Origin of the sequence: Paraburkholderia sp. BR14374 (assembly GCF_040948685.1) — a bacterium.
Classification (GTDB): Bacteria; Pseudomonadota; Gammaproteobacteria; order Burkholderiales; family Burkholderiaceae; genus Paraburkholderia; species Paraburkholderia youngii.
Window position 1 is genome coordinate 290,449 of the sequence record NZ_JBFPKF010000006.1, and the last position, 19,781, is coordinate 310,229.

General features: G+C 60.8%; 16 protein-coding genes and 1 pseudogene. 6 read left to right on the top strand and 11 right to left on the bottom strand.

Going from position 1 to position 19,781, the window contains the following annotated elements:
* Positions 1-2: 2 nt before the first annotated feature.
* The 3 genes and pseudogenes from AB3X86_RS17250 to AB3X86_RS17260 all read left to right on the top strand — a co-directional run bounded on the left by AB3X86_RS17250 (position 3) and on the right by AB3X86_RS17260 (position 1,205).
* Entirely contained in the window at positions 3-323 is a 321-nt protein-coding gene (locus AB3X86_RS17250) for a hypothetical protein (RefSeq protein ID WP_368596890.1), read from the top strand.
* Positions 324-473: 150 nt separating this feature from the next.
* Positions 474-732: pseudogene (locus AB3X86_RS17255) on the top strand (RraA family protein); the annotation flags it as partial.
* A 59-nt stretch (positions 733-791) separates the two neighbouring features.
* Positions 792-1,205, top strand: coding sequence for a hypothetical protein (locus tag AB3X86_RS17260; RefSeq protein ID WP_368596891.1), 414 nt, complete (start codon positions 792-794; stop codon positions 1,203-1,205).
* A gap of 22 nt (positions 1,206-1,227) precedes the next feature.
* Here the strand turns inward: AB3X86_RS17260 and AB3X86_RS17265 are convergent, their stop codons facing one another.
* From AB3X86_RS17265 to AB3X86_RS17280, 4 genes are read right to left on the bottom strand one after another with little or no spacing between them, the layout of a single operon-like run.
* Positions 1,228-1,563 (bottom strand): hypothetical protein, encoded by a 336-nt coding sequence (locus AB3X86_RS17265; protein WP_368596892.1) that lies wholly within the window; start codon positions 1,561-1,563, stop codon positions 1,228-1,230.
* A 35-nt stretch (positions 1,564-1,598) separates the two neighbouring features.
* Entirely contained in the window at positions 1,599-2,684 is a 1,086-nt protein-coding gene (locus tag AB3X86_RS17270) for a sugar-transfer associated ATP-grasp domain-containing protein (protein ID WP_368596893.1), read from the bottom strand.
* Between the two features lie 2 nt (positions 2,685-2,686).
* On the bottom strand, positions 2,687-4,069 hold the full coding sequence (locus AB3X86_RS17275; RefSeq protein ID WP_368596894.1) for an undecaprenyl-phosphate glucose phosphotransferase: 1,383 nt from the start codon (positions 4,067-4,069) through the stop codon (positions 2,687-2,689).
* A 41-nt stretch (positions 4,070-4,110) separates the two neighbouring features.
* On the bottom strand, positions 4,111-5,586 hold the full coding sequence (locus AB3X86_RS17280; RefSeq protein WP_368596990.1) for a mannose-1-phosphate guanylyltransferase/mannose-6-phosphate isomerase: 1,476 nt from the start codon (positions 5,584-5,586) through the stop codon (positions 4,111-4,113).
* A 680-nt stretch (positions 5,587-6,266) separates the two neighbouring features.
* On the opposite strand from AB3X86_RS17280, the gene AB3X86_RS17285 reads away from it, so the two are divergent.
* Positions 6,267-7,574 carry an O-antigen ligase family protein gene (locus tag AB3X86_RS17285; RefSeq protein WP_368596895.1) on the top strand — a complete coding sequence of 436 codons (1,308 nt, stop codon included), beginning with the start codon at positions 6,267-6,269 and terminating at the stop codon, positions 7,572-7,574.
* Here AB3X86_RS17285 and AB3X86_RS17290 read toward each other — a convergent pair.
* The 6 genes from AB3X86_RS17290 to AB3X86_RS17315 all read right to left on the bottom strand — a co-directional run bounded on the left by AB3X86_RS17290 (position 7,550) and on the right by AB3X86_RS17315 (position 16,177).
* Complete coding sequence (locus AB3X86_RS17290; RefSeq protein WP_368596896.1) at positions 7,550-8,740, bottom strand: glycosyltransferase family 4 protein; 1,191 nt, start codon at positions 8,738-8,740, stop codon at positions 7,550-7,552. The two genes, AB3X86_RS17285 and AB3X86_RS17290, sit on opposite strands and share 25 nt — an antisense overlap.
* Before the next feature lie 51 nt (positions 8,741-8,791).
* Complete coding sequence (locus AB3X86_RS17295; RefSeq protein ID WP_368596897.1) at positions 8,792-10,108, bottom strand: lipopolysaccharide biosynthesis protein; 1,317 nt, start codon at positions 10,106-10,108, stop codon at positions 8,792-8,794.
* A 15-nt stretch (positions 10,109-10,123) separates the two neighbouring features.
* Positions 10,124-11,134 carry a glycosyltransferase family 2 protein gene (locus AB3X86_RS17300; protein WP_368596898.1) on the bottom strand — a complete coding sequence of 337 codons (1,011 nt, stop codon included), beginning with the start codon at positions 11,132-11,134 and terminating at the stop codon, positions 10,124-10,126.
* Between the two features lie 69 nt (positions 11,135-11,203).
* Positions 11,204-12,673, bottom strand: coding sequence for a hypothetical protein (locus AB3X86_RS17305; RefSeq protein ID WP_368596899.1), 1,470 nt, complete (start codon positions 12,671-12,673; stop codon positions 11,204-11,206).
* Positions 12,674-12,680: 7 nt separating this feature from the next.
* A complete protein-coding gene (locus AB3X86_RS17310) occupies positions 12,681-13,796 on the bottom strand; it encodes a glycosyltransferase family 4 protein (protein ID WP_368596900.1) in 1,116 nt (371 codons plus the stop codon).
* A 59-nt stretch (positions 13,797-13,855) separates the two neighbouring features.
* A complete protein-coding gene (locus AB3X86_RS17315) occupies positions 13,856-16,177 on the bottom strand; it encodes a polysaccharide biosynthesis tyrosine autokinase (protein WP_176379634.1) in 2,322 nt (773 codons plus the stop codon).
* A gap of 809 nt (positions 16,178-16,986) precedes the next feature.
* Here AB3X86_RS17315 and AB3X86_RS17320 point away from each other — a divergent pair.
* Entirely contained in the window at positions 16,987-17,919 is a 933-nt protein-coding gene (locus tag AB3X86_RS17320) for a GlxA family transcriptional regulator (protein WP_368596901.1), read from the top strand.
* A 60-nt stretch (positions 17,920-17,979) separates the two neighbouring features.
* Complete coding sequence (locus AB3X86_RS17325; protein ID WP_368596902.1) at positions 17,980-18,996, top strand: ATP-grasp fold amidoligase family protein; 1,017 nt, start codon at positions 17,980-17,982, stop codon at positions 18,994-18,996.
* A 65-nt stretch (positions 18,997-19,061) separates the two neighbouring features.
* On the opposite strand, the gene AB3X86_RS17330 is transcribed toward AB3X86_RS17325, so the two are convergent.
* Positions 19,062-19,778 (bottom strand): substrate-binding domain-containing protein, encoded by a 717-nt coding sequence (locus AB3X86_RS17330; protein WP_368596903.1) that lies wholly within the window; start codon positions 19,776-19,778, stop codon positions 19,062-19,064.
* Positions 19,779-19,781 lie beyond the last annotated feature (3 nt).

Below are 19,781 nucleotides of genomic sequence, written 5' to 3' on the forward strand. Positions count from 1 at the left end.
CCTTGGCCTTGCTGCTCGCCAGCGCGCATGCAGCGGCATCGGCGCAAGCGATCTCCACCGCGGATCAGGCCGCGGAGCGGGCAGCGAAAGTCACCCAAACGCATCACCTCTCCTCCAACCGAACCCAATGCCTGCTATTCGACGTCTCGGATGAGAAGAACTATTTCATCGTCGGGGTTCACGAGAACCATACGCTCGAATGCGGTGGCGATCCGAATACGGCGCCAGTGCTCTTCTTTCTGAAGATACGCAAGCGAGATGGCTATGTCCTCACCAACCGACATGACGGCGAACATTTCGCACCGCTTCCGCGCAAACCGTAACACCGCTCCCGCCATCACTGCGTTGGCGGGAGCGCACCGTGTCTCATCACAGTGCTTCGTCATTCTCGCGGAGAAACTGAACTCCAGCTGCGTCGCGGAGCGGATCGCAGCAGTTAGCTGACGAGCATCGAGACCCTGAGAAAGAGCAGGATCAATGCAACGCGTGAATTTCCATGCGCGCCGCAAGCGCCGCCCAGCCACGCTTGAAGCGTTGCGCGAGCTCGCAGTGTCGCTGCTCAGCGGCAACATCGCGAGCGCAAGCGGCGCGATCGGCTTGCGGCCGTATCATCGGCCCAAGCCGTTGGCTGGCACCACATTGACGATCCATACACGCCCCGGCGACAATCTCGCGATTCATCGCGCGTTCGAATTCTGCCGCCCCGGCGACCTGCTCGTGACCGACGGTGCGATTCGCGACGCAGCGCGACCGGATGATGAACGGCTCATGAACCCCTTGCTACTAGCCACATGGCGCACTACCTGAACACTGCAACCCTTCTCGAGCTCGCGCGCGCGGCGCAGCGGCGCCTGGAACAACAACGCGCCGCCGCGCCTTGCGAATGCACGCGCACTCCCCTCGACGGCTGGCAATCGCAACCGCTTTCACTCGACGAAACCTTGTTGGAGGAGATCGGCACGCTGATGCCGGAAGACGATCCCGAGCCGACCTTCAGCGAATATCTGCCCAATAAAACGAGCTACTGGTCGGCCGATGCGCCGATCGCGCCGCGCTATTTCCCGTACAACCGCTGCGGCGTATGGCAATGCTCGACGTGCGGGCGACTGTACTTGCGCTACGTCGAAGGCGGCGGTTACTTTGTCGACCGCAGGATTCGCGCGGTGAATGCGGATCTGATCGAGGACGTGCCGCTGCCCGCATAACGCGGTTTGCCATCGCCGCGCTTCAGGCATCGTCCCTGTCCGCGCGTGCGACACCCAGCAGTTCCTTGACGCGCCGCGCGAGATTCGACAGCACGCTGTCGGGGCGCGCCGCAGCCTGCTGTCTATGCGGCATACGCTGCAGATCGTGCCAGTCGGTATCGAGCGCTCTGGCGTGACCGTCGGCGCTGAACGGCCATTCGACCACCACCGCGCGCAAACGCGCGGCACGCGAGCTTCTGTCGGCGCGATCGATATACGCATTGATCTCCGACGCCTCGTGCCGCGCCGATTCCTCCGAATCGACGGCGATGAAGTCGTTCAGCCCTTCGATGTGGACGCACCATAACTGTTCGCTCACGTCGCGTCTCCCGCTGCGTTTATTGTCCTGCCCGGTCAGACCGGTGGCAGCCGTCCAAAGTCAGGTTCGGCCCTGAGCCGTTCCCAGTTCAGATCCGCGAAGCACGGGCCTTGCGTCGCCTCGCTGAATTTGACGTCGTTGTGCTTGCCGTTCCACTCCATCAACTTGACCTGGTCGTTCGCGTCGACCGTGAGATCCCAGCCGATGCAGCGCGCAAACGGAATCTTCCTGTGCAGGCGCAGCACGGTCGCCATGCATTTGTCGAAACACGGAATCTTCACGCCCGCAAAGTGCACGCCCGAGTCCGGATGCGCGTCCACCGCGCCCCAGTCGCTCATATACCCAAAGTCGCACAGTTCGCCCGTCTCGAGATTGACCGACACGCATATTTCGCGATTCGCCAGCACATGCGTATCTTCGGCTCTGCCGAGGCGCAAGTAGCAGGCTCGAACGGAAATGCGGCCGGCGTCGTCCACCACGGTCGTGAAGCGCAACGTCGCCACCGGTTTCGAAGCAAACGCAGTGAACAAACTGTGCTGGTCGATGAAAGTCTGAATCACGCCATTGCCGAGCGACCTGATGACCGCGGGGTCGAAGTTGGCACGGTCGAAGAAGTAGACACCATTGCCCTGTCCGGAACCGTCGAGCTTGAAGGCGACGCGCTCGGTATGCTCGAACACGACGTCCTTCAGGTCGCGCTCGGGTACCACGACGCTTTTGTCCGTAAAGAACAGCCCGTTGGCAAAGTACGCCAGGTCCGGCAATTCGTCGCCGTCGAAGATCAGCCGTGAAATCGGCTTAAGGCTCGAAATCTTGCCGTACCAGCCTTTCAGATGCGGCACGACGACGATCCCATAGTAGTTGTCCGGAATCCAGCCTTCCTTGAATGTGCCACAAAACGCGGTATAAACGCGCAGCCAGGGCGCGTAGACCGGGTCGCCGAACACGTCCCGCGCATAGGCGTCCGCGAGCCGCAGGTTGTTCGGGTCGGCCTTGCCATATCTGCTTTCCAGTCGCTCCAATATTCTTCTCGCCTGCATGCCGTGATCGTGGTGAAAGCGGTAAAGCGAGACCCGCTTTGCTGATCGTCTCACTACGTTTTCAACTCCGGATAGCATCATGCTTAGTACGCGTTTGGATGATGAAGCCCCTTGAAAATCGTGGCCAGAATGATCTTCATGTCGAGCCAGAATGACCAGTTGCGCAGGTAGTACAGATCGTGTGCAACACGGCCTTCCATTTTTTCGAGGCGATCGGTCTCGCCGCGATATCCGTTGATCTGCGCCCAACCGGTAATGCCGGGTTTGATCCGATAACGTTGAATATAGCCCGACACTATGTTCTGATAGAGATCGTCATGTTCGAGCGCATGCGGACGCGGCCCTACCACCGACATATCGCCGCGCAGCACGTTGAAGAACTGCGGCAGTTCGTCGAGACTCGTGCGGCGCAGGAACGCACCGACGCTGGTGATGCGTGGATCGTCGCGCGTCGCCTGTTCGAGAATGCCCGGCTTCTGCTCGTGCAAGCGCATCGTGCGGAACTTGTAGATCGTAAATACTCGGCCGTCGGCGCCTTTTCGGCGCTGCTTGAAGAACACCGGCCCGCGCGAACTCAGTTTGACCGCTATCGCGCAGCCCAGCAGGATCGGCGAGATCGCGATCAAAGCGACGAGCGCGAACAGACGGTCGAACAGGTCTTTCTGCACCAACGCGTTGGGCGGCAGCGGCGACGCGGCGAGATTGATCGTCGGCAAGCCGAGCAACTCGGTCATGCTGCCTTCGAACAGCGCGAGCGAGCGCACGTCGGGCATGAAGCGCACATTGATCAGGTCGTTGCGAAACTCCGCCACCAGCTTGAGAATCGCGCGCTCCTCGGAGAGCGGCAGTGCCAGCCACACTTCGCCGATCTGCTGCTCGCGCACGTAGCGAGCGAACGCGGACTGTTCTTCGAACACCTGCACTGACGGGTGCGGCGGCACGCAACAGTCGGGGTGCAGGTTATACAACGCATTCGCGCGAAAGCCGGCAGCGGGCGAGGTCTCGATCTTGCGAATGATCTCGTCGCAATGATCGCCGCACGCCGCCACCGCGACCTGCTGCAAGTTCATCCCCGCATGGCGCATGCGGCCGAGCAGCGCATGCGTGACCAGCCGGCCGGACATCATCGCGGCGCCCGAAATGCCGGTCCAGTACACGAACCAGAGCCGCGACACGATGTCGATCCGGTGCAGCGAGAACATCAGCGCCATCGCGCACGCCTGCACGACGAGCCAGCCGAGCGCCACCTGGCTCGCCAGCACTCTTTTCGAGCGGCCCCGCCAGGACTGGTATACGCCGAGCGCCGGAAAGACCGCGAGAGCAAACGCCGCGGCAAAAGCGACGAACGCGAAATAGAAGCTCCGTTGCGAGCCGCCGTCGAAGCGCACCTGTGAGGCCGCGAAGGCCCCAGCCACGATCATCGCGACGTCGAACGCTCTCGCCAGCAGACCAGTCAGCAATCGCATCACAGCCCCCTCATAGGACGTATCAGGTCGACTTCGTCGCATCAGCCACAACGCCCGTACTTGTCGTCGAAACGCACGATGTCGTCTTCGCCGAGATAAGTGCCGGACTGTACTTCGATGATCTGCAGCGGTACGCGGCCCGGATTTTCGAGCCGATGGCGAACACCTAGCGGGATGTAGGTCGATTCGTTTTCGCCGAGGAGAAACTGCTCTTCTCCACGCGTGACGAGCGCGGTGCCGCACACCACCACCCAATGCTCGGCGCGATGATGATGCATCTGCAACGACAGACGGCCGCCCGGCATCACGACGATGCGCTTCACCTGAAAGCGCTCGCCATGATCGATCGAGTCATAGAAACCCCACGGGCGACGGACTTTTCTGTGAGCATCGGCTTCCGGTGACTTCTCGGCCCTGATCCGCGACACGAGTCCCTTGATGTCCTGCACATGCGAGCGATCCGCGACGAGCACCGCGTCGTCGGTTTCGATCACGATCATGTTGTCGGTGCCGACGCAAGCGAGAAGCCTGCCTCCTTGCGAGCGTGCGTAGGTCGCGGTGGCCCCTTCGAACAGCACGCGGCCGCTGGCCGCGTTACCGCACTCGTCCTTCTCCATCGCTTGCCACACGGCATCCCACGAGCCGAGATCGGACCACCCCGCTTCGAGCGGCACCACCACGCCCGAAAACGCCGACTCAGGTTTGCCCAGCTGTTCCATCACCGCATAGTCGATCGAGTCGGACGGCGAACCGAGAAACCCGTCGGCGTCCGGCATGATGCATTCTTCAGTCTTCTTCGCGTCGCGATACGCCTGAATGCAGGCCGTGTGCATGTCCGGCTGAAACTGCTGGATGACCGAAAGCCACACCGACGCCCGCACGACGAAGATGCCGCTATTCCACCAGTAATTGCCCGACGCGACGTACTGGGCCGCGAGTTCCGCCGCGGGCTTCTCCACGAAGCGCTCGATGCGACGCGCGCCGTCGGGCAATGCATCGCCGAGCCGGATATAACCGAAGCCCGTATCGGCCCGCTCGGGCGGCACGCCTAGCGTGACGATCGCGCCGTTGCGCGCATGCGTTGCGGCGATGTCGAGCGAGTGATGCAGCGCTTCCAGATTCGCGATCGCATGGTCGGCTGGCATCGCGACGAGGATCGCGTCTTCGTCTTCCGTGGATGCCGTCAGCGCGGCAAGCGTCAGTGCCGGCGCCGTATCGCGACGCGCGGGCTCGACCACGATCCGCGCGTTCACGCCGATCTCGCGCGCCTGTTCGTAAGTGGCGAAATAATGCTCGGTGCCGCAGACGATCACCGGATCGGCCGCGACGTTCCATGCGGCATCGAAGCCCGCCATGCGTCCCATGGTCGCTTGCAGCAAAGTCTGCTTACCGATCACGTCGATCAGTTGCTTGGGAAACTGTTCGCGCGACACCGGCCACAACCGGGTGCCGGAACCACCGGCGAGAATCACCTGCACGAGCGTCGGGAATTCCGACTCGGCGGCGTCCTGTCGCATCGTTTCGACATCCGCTGCGGCTGCTGCCGCGGTAACCTTACCCATCGCAAACTCCTTCGCATTGAAACCGGCTCGGGAACGCGTCTTCCTGGACGACACCGAACAACGCGGTGTGCCGCGATCCACGCAAATACCGTCTGATGTGATTTATCGACAGGGCGTCCGCGTCAAACGGACCAAACCAGTAGTTCAGTTCACAGTGATACAGGCACGCGCCGACGGCAAATCCGGCGCGAGCTGGAAGTACAGAAACTGACTGGCCGAATCGCAGTGGTCTGCTCGACAACGACGACCGGAAAACGATTTGAAAACGAAAGAACGAATGTGGCAACGACGTACATCGGATCTGGTCGACGCCGTGCCCCGATGAATTCATCATAGTGAGAGCGCCTTGCGACACAGGGCATCTGGCGCGAAGCGCGGAAGTTTTGGCGGCGCTCGGGGACCGGATTTCGCAAGCTTGCGAACGAGCTTGCACTTCTATTGCAGTGCGCACGATGGAAATAAGCAGCGACACGTGCTACCGTTTAATGAACGTCCCGTGGCATTCCTGTCAAAGACAAACAGCTGTGTGATCCCGCACGGCCACACTGTAAGTCTTTCGCTGTTCCCAATCTCGCCATCATCCAGCGCATGGGCACAACCCCAACCGGCGCGCCATCCGTTTTTCTGGAGTTGCAATGGCCTATCTTTCGCTACTCGCACTTTTCATGACGGTCACGAACTTCGTGCCCATCAGTGCGATAGGCTTCGTCCCGCTGGTATTGCTGGCATGGCGCTTTTACGGCCGCACTTATCCCGCGTTCATCACGCCGCTCACCGCTTTCACGGTGCTCGCGATCATCTCGACGCTGCTCTATGATCCGCAGTCGTTCCTCGAATTCGACTTCTATCGGCGCGACGGCAATTTCTTCATCTCCTATCTGCCCATTTTTGCCGGCTGCGTGTATGCGCACCGCTGGGATCTGAATAAGGTGCTGCGTTCGTTGTTCATCTTCGCAGTCGTCATCAATCTGCCGATGTACGCGTACTACATCGCCACGAACGGGCTGTTCAGCATCTTAATCCACCCTAACGACACCTTCGGCAGCTATTTCATTGCCCGTAACGCGGCCGGCGGCTTCCTGGCGATGCTGTTCTGTCTGGGTGTGGCGTGCTACCTGCAAAAGCGCAGCAAGCTGATAATCGCGCTGCTCTTCTGCACCGTGCTGATGCTGTTTTCGACCTACAGCCGCGGCTCGCTGCTCGGCGCGGTGGCCGTTCTGCCCTACCTGTACTTTGGCCGCAAGCGCTGGATTCTCGGTACGCTGATCGCCGTGCTGCTGATCGCCTCGGCCGCCATCGCGATCTACCATACGCAGCCGAACGTCGACTACATGGGCTATACGTTCGCGATTCACGCCAACGACGCAAAAGTCAACAACCTCAACATCCGCTACGAGTGGCTATGGCCACGAGCGCTCGCGTATTTCGTGCAAAGCCCGCTCGTCGGTCTCGGCTTCGGCTCGTTCGACGACCATATCGGCAGCCTCACCTCGTACTTCCATCTGTTCGCGGTACCGTCCGACATCGTGATCGAGCACAGCGACTCGCACGCTCACAACTCGTACCTGAATATCCTCGCCGAGCTCGGCGTCGTGGGCTTGACGCTGATCCTCGCGTTCTTCTGGAAACTGGTGGAATGGAGCAAGCAGGGGGCGGCGTATTCCGCGTTGGTCGAGGGGGGCCGCCACTTCGCGGCGTTCCGCTTCGTCGAGATTTCGTCGGTATGCCTGCTGGTGATGTCGGCAACCGAACATCGGCTGGTCACGCCGTCGAATGTATTGATTCTTTCTCTTGTAATCTCGCTGCTGCTAGCCGCGCGTCCGCTGGCGGCCACTGCATTCAGGCCCGGCCCGCGCGGTGCGCGCAAGGCGGGCGTCGTGGGTGCGCGAGCTACACAGCCCGTGCCCCGGCGCCCGACTCACGGCGCAACGTCGGCAAGATGACGTTCTTGGGCCGGCAGCGACTGACTCGGCGCATAGGGAAGGAACTGCTCGACGCACGCATAGGGGAGCCGGGCATCGACGAAGCCCATCAGCGCCTTCTTGAAGTTCTCAGACGAAAAACGCTCGGCATTCTTGCGGCACACACGTGCATCGAATAAGGCGGCGTTGCTCTCGAAACGGGTAACGGCTTCGAGCAAGGACGCGGTGCTTTGCTCGCCGAAGAAGACCCCGGTGGGCCGCTCGAGCGGCAATCCCACCACCGATTCAAGCGCGCCGCCGCGGCCGAAGGCAATCACCGGTGTACCGCATGCCTGCGCTTCGACCACGGAGATGCCGAAATCCTCTTCCGCCGCGAACACGAATGCACGCGCGCGCCGCAAATGATCGACCAGCACGTCGGACGGCTGATGCCCGAGAATCTTGACGTTGTCGCCGGCCACCGCTTTGATTTTCTTCATATCGGGACCGTCGCCGATCACGACCAGCTTGCGCTCGGGCGTTTGCGAAAAGGCCTGAACGATCAGATCAATACGCTTATAAGGCACCATCCGCGACGCCGTCACGTAGAAATCCTCTTTCTCCGTACCAATGGACATATTCGCCAGATCGACAGGCGGATAGATCACGGTCGCTTCACGCTGATAGGCCTTTCTGATTCGCCGTGCAATGAACTGGGAATTAGCAACGAGATGATCGACGCCGTTCGCAGAACGCGAATCCCAGCCGCGAATGTAATGAAGCAGCACTCGCGCCAACGCGGAGCGCAGTCCCCTGTCGAGATGGGATTCGCGCAGGTACTGATGTTGCAGATCCCACGCATAGCGGATCGGCGAATGAATGTAGCTGATGTGCACCTGGTTCGGCCCGGTCAACACGCCTTTGGCAACCGCGTGGGAGCTCGAAATGACGAGATCGTAGCCGGACAGATCCACCTGCTCGATAGCAATCGGCATCAACGGCAAATAGGCGCGGTATCGTCTTCGCGCAAATGGCATCTTCTGGATGAAGGACGTATTGACGGACTTCCCCTTCACGCAATCGCGGTCTTCGAGAAAATCGACAATCGAAAAGACGTCCGCATCCGGGAAGCACTCGATGATGTTCTTCAATACTTTCTCGGCGCCGCCGGACACTACCAGCCAATCGTGAACAATAGCGACTTTCACTTCGACCTCCTGTGACAATCCACTCAAACTCCCGCACACCCACGCGCCACTTCAATCGTCTTTTGCGCCGCCCGCCTGCGTACGAAGCCCACACACCACCCGCACCCGCGCGAGCGCCCGCTCGGCGCCGGGCAACAGCCCGACCAGCTCGAGGCGAATCAGCACGCTGAGCAGCGTGACCGAGAGCGCTGCTTCGCCGATCACCCGAGCAGAGGCCATGCCGATCGCGCCGAAACGCGGCGCGAGAACGAGCGCCGCCGCGAGATTGACCAGCGCTGAGGCGACGCCCGCAATCGCGAGTACCCGGTCTATCCTGCGCGGTACGAATACATAGAACGCGACGAACTCATTGAAGGCCGCGAACGGGAACATCCATGCAAATACCTGCAATACGTGCACACTCGGCTCGAACGCGGCGCCGAGAATCAGCGGCAACACGAAAGGCGAAAGCGTCAATGCGCCGCACAGCACGAGCACGCCATAGCCGAGCAGCAACAAGGCGCCGCGCCGCGTCGTTACATGCGCGCCCGCCTTGTCGTCCTGCGCGAGTTGCCGGGTTATCGTCGGAATAAAGACTTGCGCCGCGGGGGCCATCAGGCTCAGACCGATCGTCGCGAAACGTTCGGCCGCGCCGAAATAGCCGACCTCCGCGGGCGTCGAGAACAAGGTCAGCAAATACGTCGACGATGCCGTCAGCACGACGGAGCCGGACGAAAAGCAGAACAGCATCGTCGACCTGCGCACGAGCGGCAGGACGCCGGAAAACGCCAGACGCGGCCAACCGAGTTGCCACGTCGTTAGACCATACGCAATGACCAGCGACGCGACGCCCGCGATCAGCAGACTCGCCAACACCCATACGGCGTCGTTCGGTCCTTTGACGAGCGCCAGCACCAGCACGAGACTCAGCGCGAAGCCGAACACTTCGATCATGATCGGCGTGCGAATCTGCTGCCGCCCCTGAAACAGCCAGCCGAGATTGCACGCCGACACGATCCCTAGCAGGGTTGCGAGCATGCCGATCAGAGGCTGCTCCGCCAACAACGGTGAGCAGAACGTCGCAACGATGCCTATGCCCGCGCCAATCACGGCGAGTGCCAGCCGCGCGCTGACATGCAGCGAATAGATCGCATTGCATTCCTGGGTCGACTGCGCTTTCGCCACCTCGCGCATGCCGACGAAGGTGAAGCCGAAGCCGACGAACATCCATATCACGTTCATCAGCGACATCGACGCGAGTACCCGCCCGTATTCGGCCACGCCAAGCACCCTGCCATAGAACGGCACCACGATCATGAGGTACACGTACCTCATGAAATAGCCGGCGTACACAAATACGATCAGGTTGGTGCTCGTTCGTCTATCCATGCCGTCCTCCTTCGCCTAGCGTCCTGCGACGCGACGGCGCGCAAGCGGGTTCGCGATATAACGCACCGCGAAATCCGACAGCGGCGAGTACGGCACGAGACACAGGCTCGACAGTACGAGGGTGCCGAGCTTCTTCTTCAGGCTCCAGAACGGATTTGCAATGATCGTGTGCAGATAGCTGCGCGAATCGCGTAGCATCCAGTGCCAACGCCTGAAAAACGTCGCGCGATAAACGGAAGAGCAGAATGTCGCTTTCTCGTGCGAAAAGTCGAGAAATGTGGCCGGTAATTCAATGTCGAGGCGGTCTTTTGCAATATTGCGCAGAATGGCCCAGCGCATGTTGAACGCGCGCGGCGCTTTCGTCAGTTGTTCCGAGTTTGCGAACGACACCGTTTCACTGCCCGCGTTATGCACACGGTAGCCGCCTAGCGACTTCGACAAGGTCGCGATCGGTCCGGTCAGCGCGACGCCATAGATCGCGTAAAAGTCCGCGCCATAGCGATTCACGCCCTCTTCGGGGACGGGGAAGATCTGCTTGAGCGCACTCACCCGGTAAGCGTTGCCAGACGCGGGCGGCGACGGATAGAGCCAACCCCCGCGCAGCAGACCGCTGCAGTCGGGGGGCGGCTCGCTATTCGGCACGTAGGCACCCGTCGACTCTCCATTGCTGTCCATCACGTCGAGGCGGAATTGCACCTTCGCCCACTCGCCGTTCTGGAAAAAGCGCATGACCTCAGTGACTGCGGATGGGTACAGCACGTCATCCGAATCGAGAAAGATCACAAACTCGGTGGTGAGCGACGCGATTGCATAGTTGTAGGCGGACACCTGTCCGCCATTTTTCTTGCACACCGACACGACGCGGTCGCCGTAGCCTTCGATGATCGCGCGTGACCCGTCGGTCGATCCATCATCGACGATCATGACCGTGGTCGCCGGATAGTCCTGCGCGAGCGCCGAGTCGATCGCCGCCGCCAGATAGTGCTCGTAGTTGTAATTGCAAATCGCAATGGTGACCTGTTTCATGATGTGTCAACGCTATCCATCAGGTTCGGTCCGCCGGCTCCCGGCGGCCGTAAAGTTCGCGAATTCTCGCTATGCCACTGCCTGCGCCGCACTCCGAACCACCAGATAAGCCAGATGTTTGGGCGGATTGTTGCCAGCACCATTCACCTTGTCGGGTACCTTGAATCGCACGTTCATCAAATCGTTGTCCCAACTCAATGCAACATTGTCCGGTGCGCTCGCCTCGCCACTCACCGCGTCGATGAAATCGGCCTTTATCGCATGCGAGCGCAGCGCCTGCAGCCCGCCGATGGAAATGTTCTGCCAGCCCGCGCTGCTGCTCACCTGCATCACCAGGTCGTTGCCGGAAACCAAAGCATTTGCAGCAACACCCGGACCGCATTGCAGCGGCTTCGAAAAACTCGCCAGATGCCCACCCACGGTTTGTCGCAACACGACCAAGCTTCGACCGGAAACGTTGTAGGTTCGTTCAGGCGGACCGGGGTGCGTGAGACGATAGGGTTCATAGCCCTCCCAGTGATAGATCATCGAGACGTACTTGTTCGGATCGTCCCAATTCCTGCCGAGCGCCCACACCGCGAAGTCGAAGAAATAGCGCGGCAAATAGTGCGGGTCTTTGATGTACTCGTTGCCGATCTCGGTTTGCCAGATGCCGCGCGCGGGACCGTTCTTCACGTACCTCTGGTACAGCGGTTCCATGTCGGCGACCGGCAAATAGTGCGTGTCTATGTAGTCGACCCAATCGAGCATGCGCTCTTTCAATTCCGGACTGCGGTATTCGAGCCAGCGGTAGAAGTTATCGAGGCCGCCCTGGTCGGGCCAGCCGCCATACACCACGTACGCGTGATAACTGCGAATGATGCGGGCGGCCGGAATATGAACCCGCTCGACGTAATCCTGCATCGCGCGTTCATACGGTTTCGAGCGTTTTTCGTCCTTGCTGAACCCTGGGCCGCGCCAGAACACCGACTGCTGCAAGCCGCCGGACAATTTTCCAGCCGCCTCGTTCCAGATCTGGAAATAGCGCAGGTTATAAGGCGGCGCCGAATACTTGCGGACCACCGCGTCGACGTACTGCTTCCATGCATCCACGTCGACGGGTGCCGAATTGTTTTCGCCCGGCACGCTCGCATTCCATCTCGGCGTAAAGCCGAGCATCAGCAGCGAACCGATTCCATTGCGTTCATTTCGCAACAGTCTGGACGGCAGGTCGACATCGTACGCCGAGCTGGTTTTGTCGATGCGCATCGGCTCGCCGCGCCGATCAGGTTGGCCCGGGCCGACCGAGTCGCGACCCCAGCTGATGCCCATCGCTCGCCACATCTCGATGTCGGCAACCGATCCGGCCCAGCCGTTCACGCCGATCAGATCGCTCATCATGCGGCCGCGCGCGCGCGCGTGCGCAGGGTCCTGTACCAACGCGAGAGCGGGCCTGATATCCGACAATGGCGCGGCCGCGCCCGCCGCCAACGCGGCGAGTGTGCGCAACGCACGTCTTCTGCCAGCACGGGTCTTCATGCGATCCATGTTCGTCGCCATCCATCGCCTAGCTCGCTGACGCGCGCGGTGCCAGTTCAGGCAGCCGCTCGCCGGTCTTTACATCGAGGATTTCAAGCACCTGTTGCGCCGCGCGCTCCCAGCGAAACTCGCGCGCATGCAGCAGCCCAGCGCTGCGGTATTGCTGGCGCAGATCGGCGTCGCTCATCATCTGCTCGATCTTTGCGGCGATGTCGTCCGCGGAGGCCGCGTCGCAGTACATCGCGGCATTCCCGCACGCTTCCGGTATCGACGTACGCGCCGACGCGATCACCGGACAGCCGCAATACATCGCTTCCAGTGGCGGCAGGCCGAAGCCTTCGTACAACGACGGAAACACGAGGCATCCAGCGTTCTCGTAGAGCCCCTTCAGCTCCTCGTCGGACACGAATCCGGCCCACACCACCTGCCGCGACTGCAGCGGATGCTCGACGCCCGCACTGCTGAAGATGCGCGGATACTGTTTTCCCACGATGACGAATTTCACGTCGCGCAGATGCCCGAGCCGCGCGATTGCGTCCAGCACGCCGCGCAGATTCTTGCGCGGGTCGAGACTGCCGACGATCACGCAATACGCGTCCTTGTTCAATTCGAGCCGTTGCAGCACCGACGGGTCGGCCACGATCCGGTCGAGATGATCCGCGCCGGGCGCCACCACTTTCACACGCGATTCGTCGATCTTCAGGTGATGGCAGATCCGCATTTTCGAATACGTCGACACCGTCAGAACGATCGGATGCGTGCGCGGCAATAGCGTGAAGACGATGCGATACCAGAGCCGGAATTTCCTCGAAAAGCCTTGCGGCACGTCGAAGACGGCCATGTCGTGAACCATCACGACCTGACTGTGCTTGAACAGCGGATTCGTATTGCACAGACTGAGCAGCGTGATCCCGCGAGCAGCGATCGGCAGCGTGATCTGCTCCCACAACGTGCCACGCAGCCACGGAAAGCGCCGCTGCGGTCTGAGCAGCGCCCCGGGCTCGACTGCATTTTGTGGCACGAACAATTCCGGTTCGTCACCGGGCGCGGCACGCATCTGCATGGCCCTCGTCAGCTCATACGCCACGCGTTGAACCCCCGTGATGGACTGCGAAGTAAACTTTCCGTTGATTGCAAAGGCCATCTGGTTCTCCGTTTTACGCCATCGCGAACGCGCATTACCGCGTTGAGGTCCCCACACGCTCAGGCGCCTCGCGGCGCTTGCTGCCCGGCGTCGTTTTCGCCGAAATCGCTGGCATAGTTCGTTTCGTAGCCGTAATTCTTCGTGCTTCGACGCAGCGGTATGCCGTTGAACACCGCGCCCGCGATGCGCCCTTCCGCGCGTTCCACCTTTCTGATCGTGTCGGCGATCTCCTCCTCGCTCTGCATACCAGAGCGCAGCACGAGCAGGGATGCGCCCGCCTCGTTCGCGACGATCGAGGCGTCGGTGACCGCGAGGAAAGGCGGCGTATCGATGATCACCAGATCGAACTGGCTCGACAGCCGCTCAAGAACATCCTTCAGGCGCGGCTTCATCAGCAGCGCGGCGGGATTCTCCGGGCGCACGCCGCACGACAGGAACGTCAATCCGTCGATGCGGGTGGAGCGCAACGCATTGCGCAGCGGCAAGCGTTCGGACAGCACTTCGGATAGGCCTCCACGATTGCTCTCGTTGAACAGCGAGGCGAGATGGCCACGCCGCATATCGGCATCGATCAGCACCACACGCTGACCGACTTCCGCGTGCAGGATCGCCAGATTTGCGGCGACGAAGCTCTTGCCGGCGGACGGCGTGGGGCCGATGACCATGACGATGTTGTTGCGTGCATGCGCGAGATCGCGCGTGACGGCGGTACGTACGCTGCGCAGCGCTTCGACCGACGCGTCGTGTGGAAAGCGCGCGGCGAGAATCCTGTTCGGAATGCCCTTATCGAGCTGAATCTCGTGCAGACTCTTCTGCAGCGGCGGATGGGCACGCCCGGTCGCTGGCGGCAGAGATTTTCGGCCTGCGGTCGCATCGCGATCGAGCAGCACTTGCTGATGGCTGAACAGAATCTCGCCAAACACCGGCACGCTCATCTGGCGCTCGACGTAGCGCGGGTCGGTCACGCCGATCATCACGTGGCGGCGCATGAAGACCAACACGACGCCGGACACGAGACCGAGCACCAATCCGCCGCCGAGCACGAGAATCGGCTGCGGCATGACCGGCATATGCGGTCTCATCGCCGGATCGAGAATATGCGCACCGCCCGTCGTGCTGGCGCGGCGCACCTGCAATTGCTCAGCCTTCTGGACCATGCCGAGATACACCGTTTCAGCCACCTTCTGCGCGCGGATCAGATCGACGCTCTCGCGCTCCGACGCCGGCATGCCGTTGAAATGGTCGGAGAATTTCGCTTTCGCTTCTTTCAATTGCGCCAGTTGCTCGTCGATGTTCTGCACCCAGCGGCTCTGCGGCGTATAGCGCTCGAGCATTTGCGTGCGCTGCAATTGCAACGTCGCGATCTGCTTGTCGAGATCGAGGCCGCCCTGCAAATAGGCTTGCGCCTCGTTGGTCGGCTGCATCGATTGCGAGTTCGAGCGGAAGCTCTTCAGCGCTTCCTCGGCTTTTCGCAGATCGGCGAGTAGACGCGGGAGTTCGCCGTTAATGAACGCGAGCGTCTGCGTGTCGTTCGATTGTCGGCTCGCCACCGCGGAGGCGAGGTATTGCTGCCCCAATGCATTGGCGACGGCAGCGGCTTTGTCCGGACTCTTGTCGCGGTACTGGATTTGCAGCAACCCCGAGTCTTTCACCTTGTCGCCGATCTTGATCAGACTCTCGAAGCGCTTGATCGCATCGAGTTCATTCCAGCGGATCACTTCGAATTTCGTGCCGGGCCGCGCAGCGAGTTCCTTCACGAGCATCGACACGCCGTTCTGCTTGACCGGCATGCCGACCGTGCCACTCGCCAGCAACTCGCCGGACGGGCCATGCAATTCGAACCCGCCATTGTCGAGCGCGGTCAAGGTCAGCTTCTCTTCCTCGAGTTCGCGCGGCACGTCGAGCGCCGCGATCTGCACGCGCTCACCGCCCCATGCATACGATTTCAGGCCGAGCCACGGCGCCGAAGGCTGTCCCGGTGTAGCAAATTTTTCGGCGATGTCGCCGAGCACCGGAAGCTTGTGCGGTTTTACCGAAATGTCGAAACGGAACTGGTCGATCACCGGCTGCAACACCGACCGGCTTTCCATCACCGCCATTTCCGTTACCGACGACGGCGTCGGAGGCGGCAACAGTTCCTGGTTTTGCAACGCAAGTCCGAGCGCATTCGGCTCGGGCGGGTCCACACGAACGATTACGTCAGCGGAATAGATGGGGGTGGCAATCAGAAGATACGCGACCGCGAGCGTGAGGACGACGACCGTCGTCACCACGATCTCCCAGATGTGGTCACGCATTAGCGTAAGCATCCCGCTGGCACTGAGTTGTCTGCGCTCGGTATCAACAGCGGGATAGAGCGAGTTTTGCGGATAGTAATCCACCGGTCTGATCCTTGCAGGTTGATGAAACAAAGCGATCGACGATCGCTTTGCGTCGCCACGTCGCTATTTATGCCGCCGGCCGGATAGACCCTGGATTGGCTGGCAGCACGGCGAAGCGACGTGCTGTGTCGGGTTAGGTCGGGGAGCCGTGTTCGGGACCTCTCGAACCACGGAAGGCTACACACCTATTGCTTATCCACCGCGGCATTGCCGATTGTTCTTCTCACGAATCAGCGAATGCGGTACCCGCCATTCACGTAATCCGCGATTGACAATTTCTCTCTCGATGTTGCGGTGAAGCATAGTCCGCAAAGGATCGGGGCATTCGCCGGCGGCCCAAAGTAAGGTGCTATTGGCCGATAATGCGGAGCCTTTTACAAATGAAACAGATGCTGGAAAGCCTTGTTGCGATCTGCAATTGCTGTAACAGAGTTATACGATAGCCGCCGAACATCGCGACAGAACGCCAAATGGGCGGTTCGCGTGCAAAGAATGCCGTTGATATCCCGCAAATCGTGCCGAATCCACGCTGCTCGGCGCATTCCGCCGATGCCTTGGCTTGTCGCCTGCAAAAATCGCGCTAATCGTGCTGGAAAAAAATTCCGCCCAACGTTAATTAGTAGCACGCAATTTAGCGAATAGTGAGGTAAGAATTTCTCGAATCTTGACGATTACGCCAAAACACCCGCGCATGCCGGCCAAGCTCGTCCGACAGAATTCGATGCGCTAATCTCAATGCGTAGATTTTCCTGTCTGGAGAAGCTGGCGTGATGAAGCACATTGGTCTATTCGTCTTTCAGGATTGTTCGATGGCAAGTACCGGCGCGATCGGCGACGCGTTCCGGCTTGCCAATGAGTTCAAGAGAACGGCTGGCGAAGAGGCGCCATACCGGTTTACCGTGGTATCCGATGGCGGTGGTCTGGTGACCAGTTCTTCGGGCATATCGATCTGGACGCAAGGCCTCGAACGTTATTGCCTCGCGGATTTCCACGCGTTCTTCGTGGCCTGCCGCGACGTCAGCGAAGTGGCGGAATCCAACGATCGGTTTCTGTCGTGGATCTCACTGCAAGGATCGATCGCATCTTTCGGCATGCAACAGGGTGCGAATCTCGCCGTCGTCTGCAACGATCCGCTGCAATCGATCGTGCCGATTTTTCTGTTCGACGACAGCGGTGATGCCGCGCGCACGCAAAGCAATGTGACGCCGACCGATCTCGCGCTCGCGCAGATCGAACGCGACATCAATACCGACACGGCCCGCAAAATCGGCCGCATCCTGCAAACCGGCTACGCCGAGAGGAGCCGTTCGGAGCTCGACGACGTCAATATCACGACGACGACCGAGAAGATTCGCGAATCGGCGCGCTGGATCAAGGAGAACTACAGCAAGGCTATTTCGGTTGCCCAGGCGGCCGAGTCGGTGGCAATGAGCAAGCGCAATTTTCAGCGCCGTTTCAAATGCGAGTTCGGCATGACGCCACTCGAATATCTGCTGCGCACACGCTTCGAGATCGTTCGCTCGATGCTGAAGAACACCGATTTGCCGGTCGATAAGATCGCGCGTCGCTGCGGAATGGGCGACGGTAATCGGCTCGGGCGGCTATTCAAGGAGCGCTATGGCATGTCGCCGACGCAATTCCGCGCGCAACAGCATGTGGACGCGGAAGAACGCTGGCTGACACCGGAGGAAAGCTGGAGTGCCGCGACCGAGATGTTGCGGCAAGCGCCGCTGACGCTTTGATTTCAATTCCCTGTTACTCCGAGCACGACTCGTCGGCTCGACCGCAAAAGGGATAAGAACATGACGATCATCAAAACCGCCGAACTGGCCGCGGAGGACGTGGCCGTCGCGCCGGAAAACGTGGCCGCCCTACAATCCGTTGACAGTGCCGTGGCTGCGTCCTGCGAGCGGCCGGGCCTGCGCGCAGGCGCGCATTTCGCGCAGAAGCAAGCGCCATCTACCGTGAGAAAGATCAAGGAAGCGGCGAAAACCTTATTGCCGGATGCCCTTTTCCTAAGCCTGTTACATCACAAACGCACTGGCCGTTATCCTAATCTGATTCGTCCAGTGACGTTCAATGAGAAGATCCTGCAGCGCAATCTTCACCCTGATCCTCGCTATATCGAGCTGACCGACAAGCTGCTGGTGCGGAACTATATTGCCCGGAAGATCGGTGACAAGCATTTGATACCGCTGATCGCAGCGCCCGATGTATTCACGCCCGAAGTGTTCGACGCGCTGCCCGATGCTTTCGTAATGAAAGCCAATCACGGCAGCAGCTTCGTCGAAGTGGTGAGAAACAAATCGGAGACCTCGTTCGACAAGCTGCAGAAGCTTGCCGACCAGTGGTTGCGCACCGAATTCTATTACGTTGGGCGCGAGCGGCACTATCGGTCGATCGAGCCTCGCGTCTTCTTCGAGAAGCTGCTGCTCGATCAGCGCGGCCAGATTCCGGCGGATCTCAAGATGCACTGCTTCGGCGGTCGGCCTGGGGGGCCGATAATCTATATCCTCGTGATCTCCGACCGGTTCGGCACCGCTACGCACGGCGACGTGTACGACGTCGACTGGAATCACCTCGATATCGCAATCGGCGACTACAAGCGCAGTGGGGCACCAGGTCCGCGCCCGCCGAATCTGGATGCCGTGCTCGATATCGCGGTCCGTCTGTGCGAAGACTTCGACTATGTGCGAGTGGACCTGTACGCGCCGGACGACCGCGTTTATTTCGGTGAACTGACATTTACGCCCGGTGCAGGCGTGCTGCCCTTCACGCCGGACAGTATCGATTACGAGTGGGGCAAGCTGATGGCTTGAATCCGCTTTCATTCGCGGCGTTTGGATTCCACCATCGAGCCGGGGCGGCGCGCGCCGCTCCCCCATCAAGCCGGCGACATGCCGTTTTGCAGCTTTGCGCCGTCGGCCTCGCGCGAGACCAGAAACGTCAGCAACGCCTGCGCCGCTTCGCGGTGGCGCGCCGCCGTGCAGATCGCGGCGGTGAAAGTCGTGGTGGACTGGATGGCGGCAGGAAGCTCGCCGAGCACGTCGATACCGGGCACGTGAATCAATTCGCTCATCTGCTGAAAGCCGAGCGCGACTTCTCCGCGCGCGACGAGCGTGCCGACCGGCACACCCGGCGGCGCCTTCACGATACGCGAAGCGATCTGCCCGGCAATGCCCCAGCGTTCGAACAGCTTCAGCAGATGCGTGCCGCTCGGCCCCGTCGAGTAACCGATGCTGCGCGCACCGAGAATCGCGTCGCGCAGCGCCGCTTCGGTCGCGATGTCCGGGTGTGTCGCTCCGGCCGCGACCGCGACCGCGATGCCCGAGCGCGCGAGCCCAACGCGGCTCGCCGCTTCGACGCAACCCGTCACCATGAGCCGCTCGATCGCGTCTGCTGCGAGCACGACGATATCGAAGACTTCGTCATCCTCGACCCGGCGCGCCGCATCGACGCCGCCGACCGATTCGATCGTGACGCCCTGACCGGTGCGCCGCTCGTACGACGCGGCGAGTTCGGCGAGCACCTGGCGCGTGGCCATCGACGAAATGCCGGTGATCGGCGCGCGCACGGCTTGACCATTGATCTCTGCGACCACGCG

Excerpts from the sequence above, each read along its gene's own strand:
- AB3X86_RS17260 (WP_368596891.1), top strand. The coding sequence starts at position 792 with ATGGCGCACTACCTGAACACTGCAACCCTTCTCGAGCTCGCGCGCGCG.
- AB3X86_RS17270 (WP_368596893.1), bottom strand. The coding sequence starts at position 2,684 with ATGATGCTATCCGGAGTTGAAAACGTAGTGAGACGATCAGCAAAGCGG.
- AB3X86_RS17275 (WP_368596894.1), bottom strand. The coding sequence starts at position 4,069 with ATGCGATTGCTGACTGGTCTGCTGGCGAGAGCGTTCGACGTCGCGATG.
- AB3X86_RS17280 (WP_368596990.1), bottom strand. The coding sequence starts at position 5,586 with ATGCGACAGGACGCCGCCGAGTCGGAATTCCCGACGCTCGTGCAGGTG.
- AB3X86_RS17285 (WP_368596895.1), top strand. The coding sequence starts at position 6,267 with ATGGCCTATCTTTCGCTACTCGCACTTTTCATGACGGTCACGAACTTC.
- AB3X86_RS17295 (WP_368596897.1), bottom strand. The coding sequence starts at position 10,108 with ATGGATAGACGAACGAGCACCAACCTGATCGTATTTGTGTACGCCGGC.
- AB3X86_RS17300 (WP_368596898.1), bottom strand. The coding sequence starts at position 11,134 with ATGAAACAGGTCACCATTGCGATTTGCAATTACAACTACGAGCACTAT.
- AB3X86_RS17305 (WP_368596899.1), bottom strand. The coding sequence starts at position 12,673 with ATGGCGACGAACATGGATCGCATGAAGACCCGTGCTGGCAGAAGACGT.
- AB3X86_RS17310 (WP_368596900.1), bottom strand. The coding sequence starts at position 13,796 with ATGGCCTTTGCAATCAACGGAAAGTTTACTTCGCAGTCCATCACGGGG.
- AB3X86_RS17320 (WP_368596901.1), top strand. The coding sequence starts at position 16,987 with ATGGCAAGTACCGGCGCGATCGGCGACGCGTTCCGGCTTGCCAATGAG.
- AB3X86_RS17325 (WP_368596902.1), top strand. The coding sequence starts at position 17,980 with ATGACGATCATCAAAACCGCCGAACTGGCCGCGGAGGACGTGGCCGTC.